Origin of the sequence: Qipengyuania sp. 902 (assembly GCF_051195295.1) — a bacterium.
Classification (GTDB): domain Bacteria; phylum Pseudomonadota; class Alphaproteobacteria; order Sphingomonadales; family Sphingomonadaceae; genus Qipengyuania.
Genome location: NZ_JBNJLJ010000001.1, coordinates 131,229 through 156,239, shown reverse-complemented (window position 1 = coordinate 156,239; position 25,011 = coordinate 131,229). Strand labels below are relative to the sequence as shown.

General features: G+C 63.9%; 18 protein-coding genes, 1 tRNA gene and 1 riboswitch. Of the genes, 13 read left to right on the top strand and 6 right to left on the bottom strand.

Going from position 1 to position 25,011, the window contains the following annotated elements; genetic code table 11:
- Positions 1-52 precede the first annotated feature (52 nt).
- On the bottom strand, positions 53-1,171 hold the full coding sequence (locus ACSH0F_RS00705; protein ID WP_435198950.1) for a Fic family protein: 1,119 nt from the start codon (positions 1,169-1,171) through the stop codon (positions 53-55).
- A gap of 267 nt (positions 1,172-1,438) precedes the next feature.
- Positions 1,439-1,529 (bottom strand) — tRNA-Ser (locus tag ACSH0F_RS00700).
- A 299-nt stretch (positions 1,530-1,828) separates the two neighbouring features.
- Here ACSH0F_RS00700 and ACSH0F_RS00695 point away from each other — a divergent pair.
- From ACSH0F_RS00695 to ACSH0F_RS00685, 3 genes are all read left to right on the top strand, one after another.
- Positions 1,829-2,884, top strand: coding sequence for a peptidylprolyl isomerase (locus ACSH0F_RS00695; RefSeq protein WP_435198948.1), 1,056 nt, complete (start codon positions 1,829-1,831; stop codon positions 2,882-2,884).
- A complete protein-coding gene (locus ACSH0F_RS00690; RefSeq protein WP_435198946.1) occupies positions 2,881-3,195 on the top strand; it encodes a DUF1905 domain-containing protein in 315 nt (104 codons plus the stop codon). The genes ACSH0F_RS00695 and ACSH0F_RS00690 overlap by 4 nt, the downstream gene beginning before the upstream one ends.
- A 113-nt stretch (positions 3,196-3,308) precedes the next feature.
- A complete protein-coding gene (locus ACSH0F_RS00685; RefSeq protein ID WP_435198945.1) occupies positions 3,309-3,626 on the top strand; it encodes a hypothetical protein in 318 nt (105 codons plus the stop codon).
- Here ACSH0F_RS00685 and ACSH0F_RS00680 read toward each other — a convergent pair.
- Together ACSH0F_RS00680 and ACSH0F_RS00675 are read right to left on the bottom strand one after the other, a co-directional pair.
- Positions 3,623-3,988: a glyoxalase gene (locus tag ACSH0F_RS00680; protein WP_435198943.1), complete on the bottom strand. Its 366-nt coding sequence runs from the start codon at positions 3,986-3,988 to the stop codon at positions 3,623-3,625. The genes ACSH0F_RS00685 and ACSH0F_RS00680 overlap by 4 nt on opposite strands.
- A complete protein-coding gene (locus ACSH0F_RS00675; protein WP_435198942.1) occupies positions 3,985-6,075 on the bottom strand; it encodes a RelA/SpoT family protein in 2,091 nt (696 codons plus the stop codon). Before ACSH0F_RS00675 ends, ACSH0F_RS00680 begins: the two co-directional genes overlap by 4 nt.
- Positions 6,076-6,197: 122 nt before the next feature.
- On the opposite strand from ACSH0F_RS00675, the gene ACSH0F_RS00670 reads away from it, so the two are divergent.
- Entirely contained in the window at positions 6,198-9,788 is a 3,591-nt protein-coding gene (locus ACSH0F_RS00670; protein WP_435198941.1) for a hydantoinase B/oxoprolinase family protein, read from the top strand.
- Here the strand turns inward: ACSH0F_RS00670 and ACSH0F_RS00665 are convergent.
- Complete coding sequence (locus ACSH0F_RS00665) at positions 9,785-11,818, bottom strand: glycoside hydrolase family 3 C-terminal domain-containing protein (RefSeq protein WP_435198939.1); 2,034 nt, start codon at positions 11,816-11,818, stop codon at positions 9,785-9,787. The genes ACSH0F_RS00670 and ACSH0F_RS00665 overlap by 4 nt on opposite strands.
- 133 nt (positions 11,819-11,951) lie before the next feature.
- Between ACSH0F_RS00665 and ACSH0F_RS00660 the strand changes: the two genes are divergently transcribed.
- The 9 genes from ACSH0F_RS00660 (at position 11,952) to gcvPB (ending at position 23,740) form a co-directional block, all read left to right on the top strand.
- Positions 11,952-12,923, top strand: coding sequence for an ArsR/SmtB family transcription factor (locus ACSH0F_RS00660; protein WP_435198937.1), 972 nt, complete (start codon positions 11,952-11,954; stop codon positions 12,921-12,923).
- Between the two features lie 17 nt (positions 12,924-12,940).
- On the top strand, positions 12,941-13,840 hold the full coding sequence (metF, locus tag ACSH0F_RS00655; protein WP_435200497.1) for a methylenetetrahydrofolate reductase: 900 nt from the start codon (positions 12,941-12,943) through the stop codon (positions 13,838-13,840).
- Position 13,841: 1 nt separating this feature from the next.
- Entirely contained in the window at positions 13,842-14,888 is a 1,047-nt protein-coding gene (locus tag ACSH0F_RS00650; RefSeq protein ID WP_435198935.1) for a homocysteine S-methyltransferase family protein, read from the top strand.
- Between the two features lie 3 nt (positions 14,889-14,891).
- On the top strand, positions 14,892-17,516 hold the full coding sequence (metH, locus tag ACSH0F_RS00645) for a methionine synthase (protein ID WP_435198933.1): 2,625 nt from the start codon (positions 14,892-14,894) through the stop codon (positions 17,514-17,516).
- Positions 17,513-18,727 (top strand): sulfite exporter TauE/SafE family protein, encoded by a 1,215-nt coding sequence (locus tag ACSH0F_RS00640; RefSeq protein WP_435198931.1) that lies wholly within the window; start codon positions 17,513-17,515, stop codon positions 18,725-18,727. The genes metH and ACSH0F_RS00640 overlap by 4 nt, the downstream gene beginning before the upstream one ends.
- A 57-nt stretch (positions 18,728-18,784) precedes the next feature.
- A riboswitch (glycine riboswitch) is annotated at positions 18,785-18,880 on the top strand.
- Between the two features lie 154 nt (positions 18,881-19,034).
- The gene (gcvT, locus tag ACSH0F_RS00635) at positions 19,035-20,225 is read left to right on the top strand and encodes a glycine cleavage system aminomethyltransferase GcvT (RefSeq protein WP_435198929.1); all 1,191 of its coding nucleotides are present in this window, start codon (positions 19,035-19,037) and stop codon (positions 20,223-20,225) included.
- A 4-nt stretch (positions 20,226-20,229) separates the two neighbouring features.
- Positions 20,230-20,601, top strand: a complete 372-nt coding sequence (gene gcvH / locus ACSH0F_RS00630) for a glycine cleavage system protein GcvH (RefSeq protein ID WP_305931707.1) — start codon at positions 20,230-20,232, stop codon at positions 20,599-20,601.
- A gap of 92 nt (positions 20,602-20,693) precedes the next feature.
- The gene (gcvPA, locus tag ACSH0F_RS00625) at positions 20,694-22,061 is read left to right on the top strand and encodes an aminomethyl-transferring glycine dehydrogenase subunit GcvPA (protein ID WP_435198927.1); all 1,368 of its coding nucleotides are present in this window, start codon (positions 20,694-20,696) and stop codon (positions 22,059-22,061) included.
- Positions 22,058-23,740: an aminomethyl-transferring glycine dehydrogenase subunit GcvPB gene (gene gcvPB / locus ACSH0F_RS00620; protein WP_435198925.1), complete on the top strand. Its 1,683-nt coding sequence runs from the start codon at positions 22,058-22,060 to the stop codon at positions 23,738-23,740. The genes gcvPA and gcvPB overlap by 4 nt, the downstream gene beginning before the upstream one ends.
- On the opposite strand, the gene ACSH0F_RS00615 is transcribed toward gcvPB, so the two are convergent.
- The gene (locus ACSH0F_RS00615) at positions 23,737-25,002 is read right to left on the bottom strand and encodes a lipopolysaccharide biosynthesis protein (RefSeq protein WP_435198923.1); all 1,266 of its coding nucleotides are present in this window, start codon (positions 25,000-25,002) and stop codon (positions 23,737-23,739) included. The two genes, gcvPB and ACSH0F_RS00615, sit on opposite strands and share 4 nt — an antisense overlap.
- Between the last annotated feature and the right edge of the window lie 9 nt (positions 25,003-25,011).

The following is a 25,011-nucleotide window of genomic DNA, read 5'->3' as shown; positions in this document are numbered from 1 at the left end:
TGTTTGATGATCACGAATTAGCGCCTAACGTGTTTCATAATCACGGAGTGAATTAAAACGCATCCTTGCCTTCCGCGATATTGAGCAACTCCGAGAATGCGAGCGTCGCGGGCCGTCTGCCAGAAGCAGGCCGAACCTCTCTCAGCATTCCGTTCTCACGCAAAACACGCACAATGCGACGAGCTGTAGGCGCTGGAATTTCAGCATCATCGATAAAATCAGGTGGCTGGAAAATAGGGCGAACAAACATCCAATCTAGCGCTCTAACCCCATACTGAGAGTGGGTTGCGTCAACGATCCAATCACGAAGCCGCGCGTGCAATTTCAGTATCAAGTCGGCCTTAATCAAATTCGATTCAGCCTGAGCTGTCACCGCACGCAGAAAAAACGAAACCCAGCCAGTCCAATCCCCATTCTCCGAAATGGCCAGCAATCTATCGTAATACTCGCCCCGGTGCTCCTCAAGGAACTCTGAAAGATAGAAGCTGGGGCGCGATAAAAGGCCATGTGAGTGCAGAAAAAGCGGGATAATAAGCCTTCCCAAGCGCCCATTTCCATCGAGGAAAGGGTGAATCGCTTCAAACTCAGCATGGACAATCGCTAACTGAATAAGGCGATCTGGCGCATCAGCGTGGATATAAGTTTCCCAATCGGCCATGCATTGAGGGAGTTGATCCGCCGCACACGGTACAAATCTGGCGCTTTCGATCGGACTGCCCTCAGGACCAATCCAATTCGGAATCTTCCTATATTCACCCGGAGATTTGTTCCGTCCTCGCACCCCATCCATCAAAACAGCATGAACACGTTTGATAAGGCGTTGAGACAAGGGCAACCCCTCAGCCATGAGCCGGACGGCCTCATTCAACGCGCGTCGATAGTTAAGTACCTCGCGAATATCCGCCTTTTTAGCCGTACTCTCGTCATCGCCTCCCTTGGAGGCTTCAAATTCCAGCACTTCTCCGAGGGTAGCTTGAGTACCTTCAATACGGCTCGAAAGAACCGCCTCTTGAGCGGTAAGAGGCGAAAGCAAAACTCCAGCGTTCGGAATGCCTGACAGCACGCCCTCATACTTCGCCACTGCGGCATTCGCCGGTCCAATCAGCGGAAACAGAACCGCCAAATCTAGATCACGAGGGGGGAAGTCTCCGAGATGATACTGAACTGCCATTAAATTCCCCTAACGGGTCATGACTCGCTTGAGAAGCGGGCGAACATCGAATCTGCTGCGATGGAGACGGGCGGCCTTCCCGAAGATTGGGACTTCACAGGCCTTCTTTGCAATCGCGCAGTCCTCAAGCAAGCTCACATCGGAAAGGTAACACACACGGCTACTAAAATCGCTCGCCGGTATATCGCTCTAGCGACGCGCTTTTCGGGGAACGTTTATGGGAACTTCCCCCTAGAAACGAAAAAAATCCAAAAAAACAAAGGTTAATGGCGGAGCAGGAGGGATTCGAACCCTCGATACGGGGTTACCGTATACACACTTTCCAGGCGTGCGCCTTCGACCACTCGGCCACTGCTCCGCATTCCCGTGCGCGCTGCCGTTTCGCTGCTTGCGCGCGGCAGGTCGTCCGGGAAGGCGCGCGTCTAGCGGTGACGGGTGGGAATCGCAAGCCGAAGTGGCGGCGGCCTATTCCGCTTTGCGAAATTAATGGTAGAGTGCTGGTCAGCGACGGTGCTGCGCGGATCAGGCATCCCCTGCGAACACCGTCTCGAAACCCCTTTCCGCCCTCGAAAACGCGCGGGAAGGGGTTTTCGATTCCCGAGGCCAGCGAAACCGAGCGCTCTTGCCTTTCGGCAGGGTCGTGGCATCGTCAATGCCATGACCAGACAGTCCATAGCTCTCGCCGCAGCCGTCGCGCTCGCTTTCCCGGTTTCGGCGCAAGAACCGTCGGGGGGCGCGGCTTCACCGAACGAGATCGTCGCCGAGGCTTCCGCGGAGGAATGGGTAACGATCGCCGCTGACGACCTGCTCGTGATGACGCTTGCCCCGGATGCCGATGGCAACGAGCGCAAGGTGACCATCCAGATGATGCCCGCGCCCTTCTCGCAAGGCTGGATGGAGAACATCCGCACGCTGGCTCGGGCGGGCTGGTACGACGGGAACAGCATAAACCGCGTGCAGGACAATTACGTCGTCCAGTGGGGCGATCCGAATTACGACAATCCCGAGGCCGACGGTGCCGCGAAGCCGCTTCCGGACTCGCTGAACGCAGTGCCGGAAACCGCCTATACCGTGGATGGCGACGCGATCGCCCTGTCGGTAAAGCTGGCGGACAGCGAGCGCGATCTCGCGCTGGAGCGCGGAGAGGCTCTGGCGGGCACGGACGAGACGACTGGCATCATCCTGGCGAACGGGTTGGTCGATTCCTATTCGCAGGCGGCGCTGTTCGACAATGGTTGGCCGCTGGCAACCAACGCCGGCGATGCGGCGGAGGGCGAACCCGCGACCATCTGGCCCGTCCATTGCTACGGCATGGTCGGTGTCGGCAGAAATTACTCCCCGGACACCGGTTCGGGCGCCGAGCTTTACACCGTGATCGGTCATGCGCCGCGCCATCTCGACCGGAACATCGCGCTCGTCGGGCGGATCGTGGAAGGGATGGAGCACCTCTCTTCGCTACCACGCGGAACGGGCGACCTCGGCTTTTATACGGCCGACGAGGCGAACATGCGAACGCCGATCCTGTCAATCCGCGTCGCCAGCGATCTGCCGCAAGCCGAGCAGCCGGCCTTCGAATACCTCTCCACCGAGGGCGAGACCTTCGCCCGCTACGCAGATGCGCGCGCCAACCGCCGCGATCCGTTCTTCATCGTGCCCGCGGGCGGGGCGGATATCTGCAATATCCCGGTGCCGGTGCGGCGCGTGGGCGGGTGAGCGAGACACTCGCCTGCACTGCCGAGATCTGGCGCTGGGTAGGCGAAAAGACAGTCTATCACATGGTCACAATCGGCGGCGACATGGCGGAGCAGATTACTATTCACGAGCGGCTGCGCCGTTTGGAACTCGGGGGCAGGCGCGGCTTCGGATCGGTCAAGGTTATGGCAGCGATCGGCAATACGCGGTGGAAGACTTCGGTGTTTCCGTCGAAGACCGGCGAGTGGTGGCTACTGGTGGGAAAGAAGGTCCTTAAGGCCGAGGATCTGCTGGCGGGCGACACGGCCGAAGTCGCGCTGGAATTGCTGTGAGGCGCGGGCAGCATCATCCGAAACTAGCATGGGCCGTCGGCGGAGGCTTGCTGGTCGCGGGCATTGCCGCGCTCGCGAGCGCAACAATACCGCATAATGAAACGCTCTGGCACTTGATCGCGGCACCGCAGGAAGACGGCCTGTGGCGCTTCGAGCGGATCGACGGGCGCGACGTGTCGGGCGTCGGTTATTCGGTTCGCGTCCACTGGGGCGAAGTGTCCGGGTGGTACAATGGCTGCAATTATTGCGGGACCAGCGGTGAGGGCATGACGATCTGCACCTTGCAGGCGTGTGTCGAACAGCCCTCCGACCGGCTCTATTTCCGCTTTTCCCGCGAAAGTCCGCAAATGCGCGTCGACGGCGACCGAATGGTTCTGACCTTACCCGGTCACCGCGCCGAATTGGTCCGCTTCACCGAACGCGTAATCTAGACCCGCTGCATCAGCTCGATGCGGTTGCCGAACGGGTCGGCGGTGTCGCCGCGGATGAAGCCGTCGAGTTTCTTGCCCTGCTTGAACGGAATGCCAGCCAGTTCCAGCCGGGCGATGAGGGCCCGCAGATCCTTCACCAGCAATGCCGGATGCGCGCGGCGGGCGGGCAGGAAACCGTCCTCCACCCCGCAATGGATCGCGACGCCGCCGCCTTCGAACCAGCAGCCGCCATTGACCGCGAGGTGTGCAGGCTTGGCGATTTCGTCCAGCTCCATGATCTCGCTCCAGAACATGCGGGCGTGAGCTTCGCCGCCATGGGGCATGGCAAGCTGGATGTGGTCGATCCCGGCAAGCTGCGTCACACGCGCTCCGCCTGGGCGATGGAGTCGCTGGCCCGCAGCGCGCTGAGGATGCGCGTGAGGTGGGCGAGATCCTGCACTTCGAGATCGATCTCGTAGGTGGTGAACGGATGGTCGAGCTGCGTCTGCTCGAGGCTTTTCACATTGACGTGGTTCTTGGCGAAGATGCCCGCCATCTCGGCCAGCGTGCCGGGCCGGTCGTACAGCGTCACCCGCATCCGCCCGACCGCCCCGCGCGAGCGCTTGTTCCACGAGAGGTCCAGCCAGTCGGTATCGATCCCGCTGGCAAGCTGCGCGCAGTCGATCGCGTGGACCTCCACGCCTTCGCCCGGTTTGCGGATGCCGACGATGCGGTCGCCGGGGACGGGGTGGCAGCATTCGGCCAGCTGGAAGCCGACGCCGGGAGTCAGCCCGCGGATCGACAGCGCCTTACCCTCGCGCGCCCAATCGGGTTCCTCTTTCATGCCCTCGGTGCAGCCGGGCACCAGCGCTTCCATCACCGCGCGATCCTCGATCTTGGCGGCGCCGATGGCGTAGAAGAGGTCTTCCTCTTCCTCCAGTTCCAAACGCTTGAGCGCATCGCGCGTGGCCTTTTTGCCGATCTTGGCAGGCACCCGAAGGGCGATCTCGTCGAACAGTTTCTTGCCGATCTCTGCGACTTCGGCGCGTTCTTTCAGGCGCACCGCGCGGCGGATCGAGGCGCGCGCCTTGCCGGTGACGACGAAGCCCAGCCAGCTCATCTGCGGATCGGCCTGATCGCTCTTGATGATCTCCACCACGTCGCCATTGTTGAGCTGTGTGCGCAGCGGCATGTGCCGCCCGTTGATCTTCGCGCCGACGGTCTGCGCGCCGAGATCGGTATGCACGGCGAAGGCGAAATCGACCGGGGTCGAGCCCTTGGGCAGCTGGAACAGCGCGCCTTTGGGGGTGAAGGCGAAGATGCGATCCTGATAGATCGCCATGCGCGTATGCTCGAGAAGCTCCTCGGCATCGTGACTGGCATCGACGATCTCGATCAAATCGCGCAGCCAGCCGACCTGCCCGTCCGGCCGGTCGCCCTGCTTGTAGGCCCAGTGCGCGGCATAGCCGAACTCGTTGAGCTTGTGCATCTCGCGCGTGCGGATCTGCACTTCCACGCGCATCGACTTGCCGTAGATCAGCGAAGTGTGGAGGCTGCGATAGCCATTGGTCTTGGGCGTTGAGATGTAGTCCTTGAACTTGCCCGGCAAGAACTGCCAGGTCGTGTGCAGGACGCCAAGCGCGCGATAGCAATCGGCGACATCCTCGCAGATGACGCGGAAGGCCATGATGTCGGTCACCTGCTCGAAACTGACGTGGCGCTCGGCCATCTTGCGCCAGATCGAATAGGGGTGCTTCTCGCGGCCCGAGACTTCGGTAACGATGCCGGCTTCCGAGAGCGCATGCTTCATGTCGAGCGCGATGGCATCGACCTGTCCGCCGTCCTCGCTGCGGATCTGGTCGAGGCGCTGGGTGATCGTCTCGAAGGCTTCGGGCTCGAGCTGCTCGAAGGCAAGCATCTGCATCTCGCGCATATATTCGTACATGCCCACACGCTCGGCCAGCGGGGCATAGATATCCATCGTCTCGCGCGCGATGCGCTGGCGCTTCTCCGGCTTCTTGATGAAGTGCAGCGTGCGCATGTTGTGCAGCCGGTCGCCGAGCTTCACCAGCAGCACGCGAATATCTTCGCTCATGGCGAGCAGGAACTTGCGCAGGTTCTCCGCCGCACGCTCGTTCTCGGGCATCTGCTCGATCTTGGAGAGTTTGGTGACGCCATCGACCAGCCGCGCGACGTCGGGTCCGAAATTCGCCTCGATATCGTCGATCGTCGCCAGCGTGTCCTCCACCGTATCGTGGAGCAGGGCGGTCATGATCGTTTCCTGATCGAGCTTCAGGTCGGTCATCAGCCCGGCGACTTCGACCGGATGGCTGAAATAGGGATCGCCGCTGGCGCGGGTCTGCGTGCCGTGCTTCTGCACCGTATAGACATAGGCGCGGTTCAGCAGCGCCTCGTCGGCGTCGGGGTCGTATTCTTGGACCCGTTCCACAAGTTCGTACTGGCGCAGCATCGTGGACAGGATGTGCGGATTCGCTCGCCTATTGCAACGCAAAAAAGCTGTGCGGTGTGATCGGGTTGCTCGGTGCGACCCGCATAGCTTGTTCTCGATCTATGTATGCCTAGAGTGAGCAAATGGACAATGATGAGATTTCCGCTTCAGGCTGGCGCTTTGCGATTGATCGCGGCGGTACTTTCACGGACGTCGTAGCGACGACGCCTGGCGGCAAGCTCGTCACGGACAAGCTCTTGTCAGAGAACCCCGGCTTCTATTCCGATGCAGCGAGCGAGGCGGTGCGGCGGCTCATGGCGGAGCACGGCCAAGGACCGATCGCGGAAGTCCGCATCGGCACGACGGTCGCCACCAACGCGCTTCTGGAGCGAAAGGGCGAGCGGCTCGCGCTCGCGATCACGCGCGGCTTCGGCGATGCCCTGCGCATCGGCACGCAGGCGCGGCCCGATATTTTCGCGCGGCACATCGTGCTGCCCGAGCAATTGCCCGCGCAGGTCGTGGAGATCGAAGAGCGGGTAGCTGCGACTGGCGAAGTGCTGCTCCCTCTGGACGAGGCACAGGCACGCGCGCAATTCGCAGCGCTGCGCGAGGACGGTTTCGACGCCATCGCCATAGTGCTGATGCATGGCTGGCAGCACCGCGATCATGAGGCGCGACTTGCCGCGATCGCTCGCGAGCTCGGCTTCGCGCACATCAGCGTCAGCCATGAGGTCGCGCCGCTGATCCGGCTGATCCCGCGCGGCGATACGACGGTCGTCAATGCCTATCTCTCGCCGGTCCTGCGCCGCTATACCGACAATCTCCAGGCGAGCCTCCCCGAAACCCGCACATTGCGCTTCATGCAGTCGAATGGCGGATTGGCGGAGGTCGGCGCGTTTCGCGGCAAGGATGCGATCCTTTCGGGTCCGGCCGGCGGCGTGGTCGGCATGGTCGCAGCGGGCAAGGCGCTGGGCAACGGCAAGCTGATCGGCTTCGACATGGGCGGGACCAGCACCGACGTCGCGCATTACGCGGGCGATTACGAGCTGACCGGCGACAGCGTGGTCGCGGGCGTGCGTGTCGCAGCGCCGATGATGCAGATCCATACGGTCGCGGCGGGCGGCGGCTCGGTCTGCCAGTTCGACGGTGCGCGCTTTCGCATCGGGCCGGATAGCGCGGGCGCCGATCCCGGCCCCGCCTGCTATCGCAAGGGCGGCCCGCTGACGGTGACCGACTGCAACCTGTTCCTCGGGCGGATCGACCCGGTTTTTTTTCCGAGCGTCTTCGGTCCGCGCGGTGACGAACCGCTCGATCCCGCCGCCTCGCGGGCGCGGTTGGAGGAGGTGGCAGCCGCCATGCCGGACCCGCAGCCGCTGGAGGACATCGCCGGAGGTTTCCTCGCCATCGCGGTCGACAGTATGGCCAATGCCATCCGCAAGATCAGCGTTGCGCGCGGGCACGATGTAACCGGCTATGCGCTGGCCTGTTTCGGCGGTGCGGGCGGCCAGCACGCCTGCAAGGTCGCCGATGCGCTGGGCATGGAGACGGTGCTGGTGCATCCGCTCGCCGGCATTCTGTCTGCCTATGGCATCGGCCTAGCGCCGGTGAAGGCTATTCACGAGGTCAGCCTGGTGCGGCCATTGGTCGAGAGTTTCGATGCCGAACTCGCAGCGCTGCAAGACGAAGCGCGCAACGCGCTAGTGCAGCAGGGGATCGCACCGGACGCGATTGCGCTCGAAAGCCGCGCCCGGCTGCGCTTCGAAGGGAGCGACAGCCTGCTCGCGGTCGAGTGCGAGGATCGCGATGCAATGGACACGGCCTTCCGCGCCCTGCACCGCCAGCGCTTCGGCTATTCCGATGCCTCAGCTCCCATCATTGTGGAAGCGCTAAGCGTCGAGGCAAGCGGACATGCCGGCGGCCTCGGCGAAGCGCAGGCTGCTCCTGAGGCTGTCGGCGTCCCGGCTTCGGGGACCTGGCGGACCATCGAACGCGCTTCGATGGACGAAGGCGAAGCGGTCGAGGGTCCGGTCCTGATCATCGACCCCGGATCGACCACGGTTGTCGAAGAGGAATGGCGCGCACGCCTCGCTGACGAGGGTAGCCTGGTCCTGACGCGCGCGCAGCCGATTGCGCGAGACCGGGCGGCGGGGACAGAGGCGGATCCGGTCCGGCTCGAAATCTTCAACAACCACTTCATGGCGATCGCCGAGGAAATGGGTGTCGTGCTGCAATCGACTGCGACATCGGTCAATATCAAGGAGCGGCTCGATTTTTCCTGCGCGCTGTTCGACCGGCATGGTGCGTTGATCGCCAATGCGCCGCACATCCCGGTGCACCTCGGCAGCATGGGCGACAGTATCGCCCGGGTGATCGAGACGCGCGGCGAAAAGCGCGACGGGCGCGGTTTCCGGCGCGGCGATGCCTATGTGCTGAACGATCCCTTCCGCGGCGGCACGCATTTGCCGGACATCACGGTAATCGTCCCCGTATTCTACGATGAGGGTGGCGCCGACGAACCGGACGCTTTCGTCGCCGCGCGCGGGCATCATTCCGATATTGGCGGTATCGCACCCGGTTCGATGCCGCCCGAGAGCCGCACCATCGAGCAGGAAGGCGTGCTGATCGACAATCTGCTGATGGTCGACGAGGAAAATTTTCGCGAAGCGGCGGTGCGTGAAGCTCTGGCCGATGCAAAATACCCCGCGCGCAATCCGGACCGCAATTTGTCGGACCTGCGTGCGCAGCTCGCCGCCTGTACGCGCGGTGCCGAGCTATTGCACGCGGCTGCGAAGGATCACGGGGCCGAAGTCCTGTCGGCTTACATGGGCCATGTCCTCGCCAACGCCGAAGAGAGCGTGCGGCGGCTGCTCGACCGGCTCGACGATGGCGAATTCGCCTATCCGATGGACAATGGCGCGGTGGTGAAGGTGGCGATCCGCATCGACCGCGAAGCGCGTTCGGCGGTATTCGATTTCACCGGTACCAGCGCGCAACTGCCGAACAATTTCAACGCGCCGAAGTCGATTACCCGGGCAGCGGCGCTCTATGTCGTGCGTACGCTGATCGACGATGCGATCCCGATGAACGACGGGTGCCTGCGACCGGTCGAGCTGATCGTGCCCGAAGGCTCGATGCTCAATCCGAGGCCGGGCGCAGCAGTCGTCGCCGGCAATGTGGAGACGAGCCAGGTCGTCACCGATGCGCTGTTTGCCGCAACGGGCCGCCTCGCGCCGAGCCAGGGGACCATGAACAACTTCACCTTCGGCAACGAGCGGCACCAATACTACGAGACCATCTGCGGCGGTTCCGGAGCGGGGCCGGACCATGACGGCACCAGCGCAGTGCAGACGCATATGACGAATTCGCGTCTCACGGACCCGGAAATCTTCGAAACGCGACTGCCGGTGCGGCTGGAGCGCTTTGCAATCCGTCACGGGTCGGGAGGCGACGGCGCGCATCGCGGTGGCGACGGCGTCGAGCGCTGCGTCGCGTTCCTTGAGCCGATCCGCGCGAATATCCTCGCCAATCGCAGGTCTGTGCCGCCGAATGGTATCCGTGGCGGTGGCGATGCCAAGCCCGGTGCGAACTGGGTGGACCGCGTGGACGGCACTCGGGAGTCCCTCGGAGCGACGGGAGCAGCCGACATGCAGCCGGGCGACCGGTTCACGATTCTCACGCCGGGCGGCGGTGGATTCGGAGCGGCGGCCATTCCCGACCCGACCGAGAAGCCCTAGCTGTTGGCAGCTCCCTTCAGCGGCAAGGTCGTTGCTTTGCCTGCACCGTTCATCGCATCGGCGACCGGCTGCGGCAGCGCGATTTCGCCCACCCGGACCCGGGCCGTGCTGAAGCCCAGCCGGACTTCGTAATCGCCCGCTTCCACCTTGAAACGCGCTTGCGCATCATAGTGCGCGAGAGCCTCGGCAGCGAGTTCGAAGGTCATTTGCGTGCTCCGGCCCGGTTCGAGCGCGATCCTCTGGAACCCGCGGAGAACGGCGTCCCGCGATGCAGCAGGACCGTCGAGCCTGCGAAGGTAGAGCTGCAGCATCTCTTCGCCGCGCCGCTCGCCGATATTGCGGAGGCGGGCGCTGGCAAGGATGCGATCGGCGCCCAGCTCAAGCGACAGATCGCCAAGCGTGAATTCGCCATACGACAAGCCATGGCCGAAGGGTAGGCGGACTTCTCCGCTGCGCGTCCTGATCGCATAGGGCAGACGTGCGGACGGCTCGCTTTGTCCGCTCAGTATCTCGGCGATCGCATCACCCGAATGCGTGCCCAGCGTCCCGGCATGGAGAATGCAGGGCAGCGGCTCGCCGCCGATGTCGGGATCGCAGGGCCGCGAGCCGAGCGTAACGAGGACGGTTCTCGGATTGGCGGCGCGCAAGGTCTCGAGCAGCACTGTCTGCGCTTCGCCCAGCGGCTCGCCCGGTCGCTCGCTGCCCTGCCCAAGCACGGCCACCACTACTCCCGCACGGCGCGCGGCTTCGCCGGCCATGCCTATGGCCATGCGATCGGCGTGGATCATCCTGTCGATGACCGACTGACCTTCGCGCAGGGCAAGGCCGGCCACGAACTTGTGTGCGATGCCGAGCGCCTCGAGACCATCGATGACGCTAGTCGCGTCGCCCCGGTTTCCGCCGGAAGCAAGCGAACGGTCGCGAGCTGCGCTGCCGACCACGAGGACGTCTTCGCCGCCGGGCGACAACGGGAGCAGTCCGCCCTGGTTGCGGAGCAAAACGATCGACTTGCTCGCCAGATCGTGTGCCGGGTCTCGAAGGTCATTGGGCCTTGGCGGTGCAGCGGGCGCCACATCCTCCGACGGACGGAACAGCCCGAGATCGAATTTCGCCGCGAGTACCCGGCGCACGGCTTCGTCGAGCTCGCTGGCACCGATGCGCCCGTCCTCGACGGCCGCGACCAGGCGCTCTACCGACAGGCCGACGAAGGCCGGTCCGTCGGCGTCGTGTCCGGATTTCTCTGCCAGTTGCGCCCAATCTGCCAGCAGGATGCCATCGAACCCGCCGGCGCGGCGCAAGTTTTTCAAAGCGTCGTTCGCGATCCGGGAGACGTTGCGCCGGCCTTGGCCTCTCGTATCGAGACCGATGGTCGCGGGAGCAGCCTGTTCGACCGTCTTGAGAATGGCGCGAAATTGTTCGCGCTCTCGCAGGCTGCCTTCTCCGCGGCGCCCGACCCTGTCGTTGAAAGCGAAATCGAGCGTGGCCAGAACCTGCCGCCGAAAGTCGCTGCGTTGCGCCTGCAATCCGCGCACGCGGCCAGCAGCGATCTGCTCTGCGAGCCAGGCGCTTTCGCCGTAAGACTGCTCGAAGCCGACATCGGTGAGATAGTTTGTCGTCGCGAGGACCGGTGAAAAGGCCCAGTTCAGACCAAGTGCGAGGTATTCTTCAGCAAGCGCCTCTTCGGCAGCAGCTACTGCCTCGGGGTTCCAGCTGGCGGCCATACCGACCGGGGCGGGCAAGCGACCGGGCAGCACCTGCGCCGGGTCGGCAGCGAAGAATAGCGGTATGCCGAGACGCGTTTCCTCGATCGCGATCTGTTGCAATTGGTGGGTGCGCATGGCGCCGACCGGATCGATGAACCCGCTCACCAGCCCGCGCCGCAACTGATCTATGCGCGTCGGATCGCTGCTCGCCGATCCATCCGGCAAGAGCACCAGTTGCCCCGCTTTTTCTTCCAGCGTCATGTAGTCGAGCAGGTCCTCGACGAACCTGACGCGCTCGGGAGCGGGAGTGAAGGGCGTTTGCGACATTGCCCGCCGGTGATCGCGGGGAATGGTAAATATCCGGTTTGCAATTGCCGCTTGCTGCGACAGGCCGTGCTTCGGCAGCGACCCTTCTGCAGTGATTTACAGATATAAAAATATCTTTATATCCCCTGCAGGAATGCACACCGAAACCCTCTTCCGCGCGCTGGCCGACCCTACGCGCCTCAGGATCCTGCGGCTGCTGGGGTCGATGGAACTTGCCGTGGGGGAGGTGGCGCAGGTGCTCGGCCAGAGCCAGCCGCGGGTTTCGCGCCATATCGGCATCTTGTGCGACGCCGGTCTTGCCGAGCGACGGCGGGAGGGGAGCTGGACGTTCGTCCGCGCCGGATCGGTGACGACTGCAGAGCCATCGCTTGCCGGAGGTACCATCCGATTGCTCGACGTTGCGGAACGCGCGGACAGCGAGTTTGCCGAACTATGCGCCTCCGATCGGCGCAAGCTCGCCGAAATCCGCGAAACCCGCGAAGCCGAGGCGCAGGCGTATTTTGCCCGCCATGCGCACGATTGGGATGAATTGCGCCGTCTGCACAGTTCGGACGAAGCGATCGAAAGCGCGCTGGACGCAGCCTTGGGCAATGCCCCGCTCGGGCGTTTGCTCGATATCGGTACCGGAACTGGACGCATGGCCGAAATCTTTGCCGAGCGCGCCGAGCACATCGTGGCGCTCGACAAGAGCCTTGCGATGTTGCGTGTGGCGCGAGCGAAGCTGCAGAATCTGCCTGCCCAGCGGGTCGAGCTCGTTCAGGGCGACTTCGGATCGCTTCCCTTTGCCGCGGCGAGCTTCGACACGGTGCTGTTCCATCAGGTGCTTCATTTCGCTCAGGCTCCGCGCGCCGCCCTGGCTGAGGCTGCGCGGGTCACGTCTGTGGGCGGGCGCATCGCGATCGTCGATTTCGCCGCCCACCAGCGCGAGGAGCTGCGTGAGCGCTACGCTCATGCCCGGCTCGGCTTCGGCGACGCGCAGATGCGCGGCCTGCTGCAAGACGCCGGCTTCGTTCCCGGGGAGACCGCCGCTTTGGAGGATGGCGAGCTGGTCGTGAAAATTTGGATCGCAGAGCGCGATGCCGAAGCAAGAAAGGCCGTATCGTGAGCCCAACCCTCAACCAGATGCGCGAAGCGCAGCGCGCGCTGGAAGCGCCGCTGTTCTCTGGCCTGCCCGGCGATATCGAGGTGAGCTTCGAATTCTTCCCGCCCAAGTCGGAGAAGATGGCGCAAACGCTGTGGCGGAGCGTGGAGACCCTCGCCCCGCTAGACCCGCGTTTCGTGTCGGTGACTTATGGCGCAGGCGGCTCGACTCGCGAACGCACACATGCGGCCGTGCGGCGTATCGTGAGCGAGACCGATATTCCCGCCGCTGCGCACCTCACCTGCGTGCAAGCGACCCGCGAGGAGGTGGACCAGGTCGCGCGCGAATACTGGGAAGAGGGCGTGCGACATATCGTCGCCCTGCGCGGCGATGCTCCCGACGGTGGCGGCAGTTACGCTCCGCATCCCGGCGGTTATGAAAATGCCGCAGACCTGATCGCAGGCCTCAAGCAGATCGCGGATTTCGAGATTTCGGTCGCGGCCTATCCCGAAGTCCATCCGGATTCGCCCGATCGCCAAGCCGACCTCGACAATCTGAAGCGCAAGTTCGATGCCGGGGCGACCCGCGCGATCACGCAGTTCTTCTTCGATCCCGAATGCTTTTTCGAATTTCGCGACAAGGCCGAAGCTGCCGGGATCGAGGGCGAGATCGTGCCGGGCGTCATGCCGGTGATGAGTTTCGCCGCCGTCCAGCGGATGAGCGGATTGTGCGGGACCGCCATCCCCGACTGGATGGAGGGTCTGTTCGAGGGGCTCGACGAGCGGCCCGAAGCCCGCCAGCTGGTCAGCGCCACGATCGCTGCCGAAATGTGCCGCCGCCTCTATGCCGGCGGCGTGCGCCAGTTCCACTTCTATACTCTCAACCGCGCCGAGCTGAGCTATGCAATCTGCCACATGCTCGGCCTGCGACCGAAGGCCTGACATGTCCAAGCGTACCGAGTTCGCCGAAGCCGCCAGCCAGCGCATCCTGATCAAGGATGGCCCCTACGGTACCGAGATCCAGCGCGCCAAGCTGGCACCGGAGGACTATGCGGGCGACACCGGCCTGACGGCCGACCAGAAGGGCAATAACGATCTCGTCAATCTGACGCAGCCGCAGGTGATCCGGAAAATCTGCGACAGCTATATCGATGCTGGCGCGCATATTCTTGCGACCAACACGTTCAACGCCAATCGCATCAGCCAGGCGGATTACGACGCCGAGCATCTGGTGCACGAGATCAACGTCTCCGCCGCCCGGATCATTCGCGAAGCGGTGGACGAGGCAACGGCGAAGGACGGCATCCCCCGTTTCGTCGCAGGGGCCATGGGGCCGACGAACAAGACGCTCTCGCTCTCGCCCGATGTCGAGGACCCGGGCTTTCGTGAAGTCACCTATGACGAGATCGTGGCCGTCTATGTCGAACAGGCGCGCGCCCTGATCGAGGGCGGGGCGGATTTCATCCTGATCGAGACCGTTTTCGACACGCTCAACTGCAAGGCCGCGATCATGGCGGTCAAGCAACTGGAGCGCGAGCTCGGGCAGGACATCCCGATCATGATCTCGCTCACGCTGACCGATCTGTCTGGCCGCAATCTGTCGGGCCACACGGTCGAAGCCTTCTGGTATACTGTGCGCCACGCCAAGCCGCTGACGATGGGCCTCAACTGCAGCTTCGGTGCCGAGCAGCTGCGCCCGCATGTCCAGATCCTGTCCGACATCGCCGAAACCTATCTGATGGTCTATCCCAATGCGGGCCTGCCGAACGACCTTGGCGAATATGACGAACTGCCGGAGACCACGGCGACGCTGACCAAGGTCTGGGCCGAGAATGGCCGTGTCAACGCGCTGGGCGGCTGCTGCGGTTCGACCCCCGCCCACATCGCGGCGATGGCCAAAGCGGTCGACGGCATCGCGCCGCGCAAGCTGCCCACTGTCGACCCGGACATGCGCTTGGCCGGCCTAGAACCCTTTACGATTGCTGCCTGACCCATGAGTGACCTTACGACTGCCCGCTTCGTCAATATCGGCGAACGCACGAATGTGACCGGCTCCGCCCGGTTCAAGAAACTGATCCTGGCGGACGATTACGATGCCGCCGTCGAAGTCGCGCGCCAGCAGGTCGAGAACGGCGCGCAGGTTATCGACGTCAATATGGACGAAGGCCTGCTCGACGCCGAGAAGGCGATGACCACCTTCCTCAAGCTGATCGCCGCCGAACCCGATATCGCGCGCGTGCCGGTGATGGTCGACAGTTCCAAATGGGATGTGATCGAGGCCGGTATCAAATGCGTATCCGGCAAGCCGATCGTGAATTCGATCAGCATGAAAGAGGGCGAAGACCAGTTCCTCGAGCAGGCGCGCAAGTGCATGGACTATGGCGCTGCCGTGGTGGTCATGGCCTTCGACGAGACCGGCCAGGCCGATACGAAAGACCGCAAGGTCGAAATCTGCACGCGCGCCTATGACTTGCTGACGGGAATCGATTTCCCGGCGGAAGACATCATCTTCGATCCCAATATCTTCGCCGTGGCGACGGGGATCGAGGAGCATGACCGCTACGGGCTCGACTTCATCGAAGCGGTGGCGGAGATCAAGGCGGCCTGTCCGCACGCCAAGACCAGCGGCGGCCTCTCCAACCTCTCCTTCAGTTTCCGCGGCAACGAGACCGTGCGCCGCGCGATGCATTCGGTCTTCCTCTATCACGCAATCCCCGCCGGGCTGGACATGGCGATCGTCAATGCCGGCCAGCTCGACGTCTACGATCAGATCGACCCGACCTTGCGCGAGGCCTGCGAGGACGTGATCCTCATGCGCCGTCCGGATGCTACCGAGCGGCTGATCGACCTTGCCGAAAGCTACAAGGGCAAGTCCGCCGCCGACGAGAAGGCGGCCGAGGAATGGCGCGGATGGGAGGTGAAGAAGCGGCTGGAGCACGCGCTGGTGAAGGGCATCGATGCGCATGTCGTCGCCGATACCGAGGAGGCCCGCGAGCTGGTTGCAGCGTCCGGCGGTCGCCCGATCGAGGTGATCGAAGGTCCATTGATGGACGGCATGAATGTGGTTGGCGACCTGTTCGGCAGCGGTAAGATGTTCCTGCCGCAGGTCGTGAAATCGGCCCGCGTGATGAAGAAGGCGGTCGCGCACCTCATTCCCTTCATCGAGGCGGAGAAGGATTTGCTTCCCGAAGCCGAGCGCAAGGCCAAGGGCAAGATCGTGATGGCGACCGTGAAGGGCGACGTCCACGATATCGGCAAGAACATCGTCGGCGTGGTGCTGCAGTGCAATGGCTATGAGGTGATCGACCTCGGCGTAATGGTCCCCTGGTCGAAAATCCTCCAGACGGCGCGCGAGGAAAAAGCCGATATGATCGGGCTGTCCGGGCTCATTACGCCTTCGCTCGACGAGATGGTGACAGTGGCCGAGGAGATGCAGACGGCGGGCATGGACATGCCGCTGCTGATCGGCGGGGCGACGACCAGCAAGGTGCACACCGCGCTGCGCATCGATCCGGCCTATGAGGGGCCGGTGATCCACGTCCTCGATGCCAGCCGCGCGGTCGGCGTCGCCAGCCGCCTATTGTCGGACACGCAGCGCGACGAGTTCGTGGAAACCACGGCCAGCGAATATGGCCATGTCCGCGATGCCCGGGCGGGGAAGGGGCAGAGCGTGCTGCTGAGCCTCGAGGACGCCCGCGCCAATTTTTACGATGCCTTCCTGTCGGACAAGGCCGCCCCGCCGCTGAAACCGGGCGTACATGTGTTCGAAGACTGGTCGCTCGCCGATCTGCGCGACTATATCGACTGGACGCCGTTCTTCCGCGCCTGGGAGTTGCACGGCAACTACCCGGCGATCCTCGAGGATGACGTCGTGGGCGAAACGGCGACGCAGCTGTTCGCCGACGCTAATGCCATGCTCGACCGGATCGTGGGGGAAAAGTGGCTCACCGCGAAGGGTGTCGCCGGCTTGTGGCCCTGCGCGCGCGACGGCGACGACGTGACGCTGCATCTGGACGATCGCGACGACGTCGTGCTGCCGTTCCTGCGCCAGCAGGTGAAGAAGAGCCGCGACCGGGCGAATATGTGCCTCGCCGATTTCATCGATCCGGCGGGCGACTGGATGGGCGGTTTCGCAGTCGGCATTCACGGGATCGACGAGCATTCGAAGCGCTTCCTCGAGGACAAGGACGATTATTCGGACATCCTCCTGAAAGCGCTGGCGGACCGCTTTGCCGAAGCCTTCGCCGAACGCCTGCACCAGCACGTCCGCACCGACCTTTGGGGCTATGCGCCTCACGAGCAGCTGACCAACGAGGCGCTGATCAAGGAAGAGTATCGGGGTATTCGGCCCGCCCCGGGCTATCCAGCCTGTCCCGATCACAGTCTGAAGCCGATCCTGTTCGACCTGCTCGATGTGCCCAGCAACGCCGGCCTGACGCTGACCGAGAATTTCGCCATGTGGCCGACGGCGGCGGTCAGCGGGTTCTACTTCGGGCACCCGGAAGCGCAATATTTCGGCGTCGCCCGGATTGGTCGGGACCAGCTGGAAGACTATGCGCAGCGGCGCGGGGTCGATATGGCGACGGCCGAACGATGGCTGAGGCCCAATCTCGATTGAGCACCCTGCCGAAGGGGAGGCTGGTTTGGATCGGCGGCGGCATTCTGCTGCTCGCCTTCGGCGCGCTGTTGTTCTTGGCCCCCTACGATACGCGACTTGTCTCTCGCCTATGGTTCCTCCCCGGGATCGGGGTCATCGGAGCGATCATCGCCAATACGTCCGGTACCGGCGGCGGGGTGGTCTTCGTGCCCGTCTTCAACGCCTTGCGCGAATGGCAGGTTATGGACCTCCAGCCACTGCAAGTGGTGGGGGTTTCCATGTGTATTCAGAGTTTCGGCATGACAATGGGGGCCCTGCGCTGGACCGACCGATTGTATCACCAGCCGCAACCCGAACCCTTGCACGCCGAGGTCCGTCCGAGGGATTTCTTCACCGTGGCCGGGGCGGTCCTGGCGCTGTCGCTGCCTGTCATGCTTGCAACCCAGCGCCTGACGGCTTTCGACCAGCACGCAGTCTTGATGGGCTACAAGACTTTTTCCATACTGCTCGGCATTGCGTTGATCGCCTCGACCTGGACGGTCAATCTGGAGCGTGCGGAAAAGGCTCGGCTCGAGCGTCTCGACCTCGCTGTCTTGCTGATGCTCGCAATACCGGGTGGCATGCTGACGGCTTTGTTCTCCGTCGGCATCGGCGAACTTGTCGCGCTATACTTGTTCATCCGGCGTTACCCAGTCCTGCTCTGCACAGGGGCAGCCTGCCTGATCTCCTCGGTCAGCGTGATCGTAGGCGCTCTCTGGCATGTCGAGGCGGGCACGATCCAGTGGGAGGTGGTACTGCTGGCCGGGCCTGCGGCGGCGCTGGTTGGGTTCCTTGCGCGATTGCACTCTGGCTTGGGGCGAGGCGCCTCAAAACGCTCGACGGCAGTTGGATCGTCCTGTCCGCGCTTTATCTACTATGGCTCAATTGGAGCTGATCGACATGATTTAGCTCGGCGCGGTAACTACGGGACAGGCGTGCGCACGCTCTCTCCGGCATTTGATGGTTGTGCCGACGATCTCTTCGCGGACAGTGTACGCCGTGATGGCCATGCGGGCGAAGCGTATGGCTTGCGCTCGGGCCTGTGGATCGCGGAGGACGACAGCGAATGCCTCGCCTACTTCGCCACCGCCGTGCCCGATCGCACATCGCGGGACGAAGGCGGTTCGCGCCCGCGGAAATCGACCTGGTCCGCCATGCGCTCGAGGCCGGGGAATAAGGCTTTTCGCGATTGACGCTGCGCGGGGATTGCCGCAGTGCAATAGCCGTCGGCTGCGGGAGCGATTCTGTAGCGGGCGCGCACGGGAGAGCGTGCGGGGCGGCGTCCCCGTACCGCCGAAGGAGCAACCGCCCCGGAAACTCTCAGGCCACCGGACCGTGCGGGCCATCGACACTCTGGAAAGCGCCGGTCGCCATCGCGGCCAGCCACCGAAGGGGTAAGCACGCCCATCCGCGTGTCAGTCTCTCAGGTTTCCCGACAGAGGGGGCATGGGTTGTTTTCCCGCGCCGGGATCGGCGCGCCCATGCTTTGAAGGACGGGATTTGAGCGAGACTGAAGAAAACGAACAGCAGGAAACCGGCACGCTGCCGCTAGATGCATGGCATCGCGGCAAGGGCGCTCGCATGGTCGAGTTCGCCGGTTACTGGATGCCGATCCAGTACAACAAGGAAAGCGGCGGCGGGATCGTCGCCGAACACGAATGGACGCGCAGCAGTGCCGGCCTGTTCGATGTGAGCCATATGGGCCAGCTGATGGTCACCGGCGAGAAGGCGGCTGAGGAGCTCGAGAAGCTGCTCCCCGGTGCGATCGGGACGTTGAAGCCCGGGCGGGTCCGCTATTCGCTGTTGCTCAACGACGAGGGCGGCATTCTCGACGATCTCATGGTCACCAATGCCACGCCGTGGATCGAGGGCGACGAGGAAGCGGGCACCGAAGGGCATTGGGGCGAGCCGGCCTATTACATCGTCGTCAATGGCGCGATGAAGTGGGACGACATTGCCCATTTGCGCGAACATCTCGACGACGATGTCACGCTGACCCACATGGACGATTATGCGCTGGTCGCGCTGCAGGGGCCTAATGCCGCGACTGCGCTCAACCGCATCATGCGCGGCGTGCCCGAACAGCTCGTCTTCATGCAGTCGCTGGAACATGATTTCGGCGAATGGCCGCTGCGCATCACCCGCGCCGGATACACTGGAGAAGACGGGTTCGAGATATCGGTGCCCGCCGAATTCGCGGAATCGCTGTGCGACCGGCTCTGTGCGGAGATCGAAGTGCGTCCTGCGGGACTTGGCGCGCGCGACAGCCTGCGGCTGGAGGCGGGCCTGCCGCTCTACGGCCACGACATGACCGAAACGGTCGATCCGGTCAGCGCCGATCTTGCCTTCGCGCTCACCAAGAAGCGCCGCGAGACTGGCGGCTGGATGGGCTTCGACGCGGTGAGGACGCTGATGGAGTCCGGCCCGAAGGAACGCCGCGTGGGCCTTGCCCTCGAAGGGCGCCTGCCGGCCCGCGAAGGTGCGGAAATCTACGTCGGCGACGACAAGGTCGGCCGCGTCACCAGCGGCGGTTTCTCGCCCACGCTCGGCCACCCGATCGCCATGGGCTATGTCGATGTCGCCCATGCCGAAGCGGGAACCGATCTCGAGATCATGGTTCGTAACAAGAGACTTGCGGCGAAGGTGGTGACGCTCCCCTTCGTCTCCCACAACTATTACCGAGGGAGCTGACCCGATGGCCCGTTACTTCACAGAAGAGCATGAATGGATCGACGTGGAGGGCGATAGCGCCACCGTCGGCATTACCGATTACGCGCAGGGCCAGCTGGGCGATATCGTCTTCGTCGAGCTGCCCGAAGTCGGCAGCGTGATCGACAAGGGCAAGGACGCTGCCGTGGTCGAAAGCGTGAAGGCCGCCAGCGACGTCTATGCCCCGATCAGCGGCGAAGTGATGGAATCGAACGAGGCGCTGGAGGAAGACCCGGCGCTGGTGAACACCTCGCCGGAGGAAACCGGCTGGTTCTTCAAGATGACCATCGGCGACAAGAGCGAGCTCGAAGGCCTGATGGATGCGAAAGCCTACAAGAGTTTTTGCGATTCTCTCTAGTCGTCACCCCAGCGAAGGCTGGGGTCGATTTCAGCAACGTCCGGCCTCGCGGACAGCGATCCCAGCTTTGGCTGGGATGACGGGAAATTGAAATGCGCTACCTACCCCTGACCGATACCGACCGTTCGGCGATGCTCGCCAAGATCGGCGCGAGCGACATCGATGCCCTGTTCGTCGATGTGCCGGAAGAGGCGCGGCTGAGCGGCCCGATCGAGGGGCTGCCGATGCACGCCAGCGAGATGGCGGTCGAAAAGCATATGCGGCGGCTCAGCAAGAAGAACCTCGCGGCGGCAGATGCGGCCTTCTTCCTTGGGGCGGGAGCCTACAAGCATCATGTCCCCGCCAGCGTCGATCACATCATCCAGCGCGGCGAGTTCCTCACCGCCTATACGCCCTACCAGCCGGAAATCGCGCAGGGCACCCTGCAGATGCTGTTCGAGTTCCAGACGCAGGTCGCGCGGCTCTATGGCTGCGCTGTGGCCAATGCGTCGATGTACGATGGCTCGACTGCGTGCTGGGAAGCGGTTGCCATGGCCAGCCGCATCGCCCGCGGCAAGAAGCGCAAGGTCGTGCTCTCGGGCGCGCTGCACCCGCATTACGCCGAGGTGGTGCGGACGATGGCCAAGTTCACCGACGACGAGATCGCCGGCGCTCTGCCCAGTCTGACGGCAAAGCCCGATGACGACGGCCTGATTGCGCGGATCGACGGCGATACAAGCTGCGTCGTGGTGCAATATCCCGACATCCTCGGTCGCCTCCCCGATATCGCGAAGATTGCCGAGGCAGCGCATGAGCAGGGCGCGCTGGTCATCGCAGTTAACACCGAGCCCGTGGCGCTCGGCGCGGTGAAATCGCCCGGCGAGCTGGGCGCGGACATCGTCGTTGGCGAGGGCCAGTCGATCGGCGTCGGCCTGCAGTTCGGCGGACCGTATCTCGGCCTCTTCGCCGTGCGTGACGAAAAATATGTCCGCATGATGCCGGGCCGCCTGTGCGGGGAAACGGTCGATGCGGAGGGCAAGCGCGGTTTCGTGCTTACGCTGTCGACGCGCGAGCAGCACATCCGCCGCGAAAAGGCGACCTCGAACATCTGCACCAATTCCGGCCTCTGCGCGCTGGCTTTCAGCGTTCACATGACCTTGCTGGGCGAGAAGGGATTGCGGCAGCTGGCGATGGAGAACCATCGCCTCGCCTGCATCGCTGCCGACCGGCTGGCCAAGGTGTCCGGTGTCGAGGTGCTCAACGATTCATTCTTCAACGAATTTACCGTGCTGCTGGGTGGCGATGCCCGCCAGATCGTGCGCAAGCTGACCAAGCAGGATGTCCTGGCGGGGGTGTCCCTCGGCCGCCTGTTCCCCGGCAATGAGGCGCTTGCCAATGGGCTGCTGGTCGCCGTGACCGAAACCACAACGGAGGAGGATATCGAAACCCTTGCCTCCGCGCTCGAGGAGGTGCTGGCATGAATGCGCCGACGAAAACTCCGAACGCTTCGGGCTGGAAGCCCGGCACCCCGGTCGAGGGCGACAAGGCCATGAGCGGTCCAGATACCGCAACCGGCAATCGCGCACTGATGCTCGAAGAGCCGCTGCTGTTCGAGATCGGTCACAGCGAGACCACCGGCGTCGATTTCGATTTCGCTGCCAAGCCGGACCTTGCCGGAGTGGAGCAGCCAAGCCCGCCGACGCCTGCGCCCACCAGTCGCCTGGGCAGTTTCGAACGGAGCGAGCCGATCGGGCTCGTCGGCCTGACCGAGCCGGAAACCGTGCGTCACTACACGCGCCTCAGCCGCCAGAACTATGCCATCGATCTCGGCCTGTTCCCGCTCGGCAGCTGCACGATGAAACACAACCCGCGGCTCAACGAGAAGGTCGCACGAATGCCCGGCTTTGCCGATGTCCATCCGCTGCAGCCGGTCGATACGGTGCGCGGCGCGCTGGAGGTGATCAACGAGCTCGCTTTCTGGCTGATCCACCTCACCGGCATGCACGGAGTGGCGATGAGCCCCAAGGCGGGCGCGCATGGCGAACTGTGCGGCATCCTCTGCATCCGCGCCGCACTGGAAGCGCGCGGCGATGCGCGGAAGGTCATCCTCGTGCCCGAAAGCGCGCATGGCACCAATCCCGCCACCGCCGCCTTCGCCGGTTACGAGATCGAGGACATTCCGGCCAATTCGGACGGCCGCGTCGATCTCGATGCGCTCAAGAGCCGCCTCGGCCCGGACGTGGCTGGCGTGATGATCACCAATCCCTCGACCCTCGGCCTGTTCGAGCGTGACCTGAAGGCGATCTCCGACGCAGTCCACGAGGTGGGCGGCTTCGTCTATTGCGACGGCGCAAACTTTAACGCCATCGTTGGCAAGGTCCGCCCCGGCGATCTCGGCGTCGATGCGATGCATATCAATCTGCACAAGACCTTCTCTACCCCGCATGGCGGCGGCGGCCCCGGCTCCGGCCCGGTGGTGCTTTCCGAAGCGCTCAGCCCCTTCGCACCGCTGCCCTACACCTCGCGGACAAAGGACGGCGTCGTTCACCTCGTCGAGGAAGAGGACGCCGACAGCTTCTCCGAAGAGCATTTCGGCGGGCGCATGCAGCATTTCGGGCGCATGACCGCGTTCCACGGCCAGATGGGCATGTTCACCCGCGCGCTGTCCTATATCCTCAGCCATGGGGCGGACGGCTTGCGGCAGGTGGCCGAGGATGCCGTGCTCAATGCGAATTACATCCTGCGCAGCCTGGAAGACGTGCTCGACGCGCCCTTCGCGCACAGCGGGCCCTGCATGCACGAGGCGCTGTTCAGCGACAAAGGCTTTGCCGAGGGGATGTCGACGCTCGATCTCGCCAAGGGGCTGATCGACGAAGGCTATCATCCGATGACCATGTACTTCCCGCTGGTCGTACATGGAGCCATGCTGGTCGAGCCGACCGAGACGGAAAGCAAGGCGGCGCTGGACCAGTTCATCCTGGCTCTGCGCAGCGTGGCGGAACGGGCCAAGGCTGGTGACGAGACGCTCAAGACTGCGCCCTTCTATGCCCCGCGGCGCCGCCTCGACGAAACGCAGGCCGCAAGGAAGCCGGTGCTCGCTTACAAGGAGCAAAGCGCTCCGGCCGGAACGCCGGTCGCCAGCGAAGTCGGCGGTCGCTAGTCGCGGCTGTCGGTTTTCGGTTCCACGGTGATGGTGATCTGGCTGAGCGAGATCACCGCCACCCAGAACCCGATGACGGACAGCGCGCTGGCGCCGAGGACGGTGAAGGCTGCGCCCTTCAGTCCGTTCCAGTCCATCGCGACCTGCAGCAGCGACAGGCCGATGATAGTGGGCACCGCGCGCATGATGAAGGCGGTGCCGGCCCGTCCGGCGCTGACCAGTAGCGATTCAAGGCTGGCACCGACCAGTTCGATCGCCCCGGCAATGGCGAGAATAACCATCGCCCAGTAGACGACGCGAAATTCGGGCCCGGCGATCAGGACCAGTCCCGGCCGCCCGAGGAAGATTGCGACCAGCACGGCCAGCGCGCCGCCAACGAGCGCTATGTTGGCCATGCGGCGCGCCATATCGTGGGCATTGTCGCGGGCGTGCACCAGCTCGGGATAGATCGCCTTGGAAACGGTCTGCGCCAGGCTCACCAGCGCCTGGCCGAGCTGGCTGGCGACGCGGAAGCCGCCCGCGAACGCCTCTCCGCCGATCGCGCCGACAAGCAGGATGAGCACCTGTTTGGAGCCGACGTTTAGGCTGCCGGTGAGGTTGGTCGACCAGACGAATTTCCACGCCCCGGCATGCTCGCGCGGGAGGCGGAACAGGCTGATCTGCGAGAAGTCGATCCTCTCCGTCCGGCCGGCAGCAAACCAGAGCGCGGCAGCCACGCAGACTTCGGCAGCGGCCCAGGCCAGGATGAAGCCGGTGACGTTCGGCATGAAGATCGCGGCGAGGATTGCGCCCAATGCGCGGATTATAGGCTGTACCGCCTCGGCTGCCGTCGCTCGCCCGTATTCGAACCGCAGCCGCAACAGCCCGGTCGGTGTGGTCCTGATCGCCAGCAGCGAAACCATGCAAAAGCCGAAGGCGAGCCACAGCAGGTCGGGCGGCAGCGGGAGCCAGAACTGCGCCGACCAGCACAGTGCCGCCGCCAGCACGGTCCCGAGCACGATGGACAGCAAATCGAGCGCGATGGCGAAGCCGGTCGCTTCGGCGGGGCCATCCTCGCTCGCACCCCAGCGCACGACGAATTGCCAGGTCTGGAAGTTCGCGAGGCCCGTGACGGTCTGCCCGAGCGCGACGATGAGCGCGAAATAGCCGAACCCGTCGAGGCCCAGCGTCCGCGTGGCGAGCGCCAGATAGACGAGGCTCAACACGGCATTGACGCCGCGGCCGCTGAGCAGCCAGCCGATATTGCGGAGCAGCCGTTTCATCGCCGGACT

What these genes read in the sequence shown, in the direction of transcription:
- ACSH0F_RS00705 (WP_435198950.1), bottom strand. Translation starts at nt 1,171, where the DNA reads ATGGCAGTTCAGTATCATCTCGGAGACTTCCCCCCTCGTGATCTAGAT.
- ACSH0F_RS00695 (WP_435198948.1), top strand. Translation starts at nt 1,829, where the DNA reads ATGACCAGACAGTCCATAGCTCTCGCCGCAGCCGTCGCGCTCGCTTTC.
- ACSH0F_RS00675 (WP_435198942.1), bottom strand. Translation starts at nt 6,075, where the DNA reads ATGCTGCGCCAGTACGAACTTGTGGAACGGGTCCAAGAATACGACCCC.
- ACSH0F_RS00670 (WP_435198941.1), top strand. Translation starts at nt 6,198, where the DNA reads ATGGACAATGATGAGATTTCCGCTTCAGGCTGGCGCTTTGCGATTGAT.
- ACSH0F_RS00665 (WP_435198939.1), bottom strand. Translation starts at nt 11,818, where the DNA reads ATGTCGCAAACGCCCTTCACTCCCGCTCCCGAGCGCGTCAGGTTCGTC.
- ACSH0F_RS00660 (WP_435198937.1), top strand. Translation starts at nt 11,952, where the DNA reads ATGCACACCGAAACCCTCTTCCGCGCGCTGGCCGACCCTACGCGCCTC.
- metF (WP_435200497.1), top strand. Translation starts at nt 12,941, where the DNA reads ATGCGCGAAGCGCAGCGCGCGCTGGAAGCGCCGCTGTTCTCTGGCCTG.
- ACSH0F_RS00650 (WP_435198935.1), top strand. Translation starts at nt 13,842, where the DNA reads ATGTCCAAGCGTACCGAGTTCGCCGAAGCCGCCAGCCAGCGCATCCTG.
- metH (WP_435198933.1), top strand. Translation starts at nt 14,892, where the DNA reads ATGAGTGACCTTACGACTGCCCGCTTCGTCAATATCGGCGAACGCACG.
- gcvH (WP_305931707.1), top strand. Translation starts at nt 20,230, where the DNA reads ATGGCCCGTTACTTCACAGAAGAGCATGAATGGATCGACGTGGAGGGC.
- gcvPA (WP_435198927.1), top strand. Translation starts at nt 20,694, where the DNA reads ATGCGCTACCTACCCCTGACCGATACCGACCGTTCGGCGATGCTCGCC.
- gcvPB (WP_435198925.1), top strand. Translation starts at nt 22,058, where the DNA reads ATGAATGCGCCGACGAAAACTCCGAACGCTTCGGGCTGGAAGCCCGGC.
- ACSH0F_RS00615 (WP_435198923.1), bottom strand. Translation starts at nt 25,002, where the DNA reads ATGAAACGGCTGCTCCGCAATATCGGCTGGCTGCTCAGCGGCCGCGGC.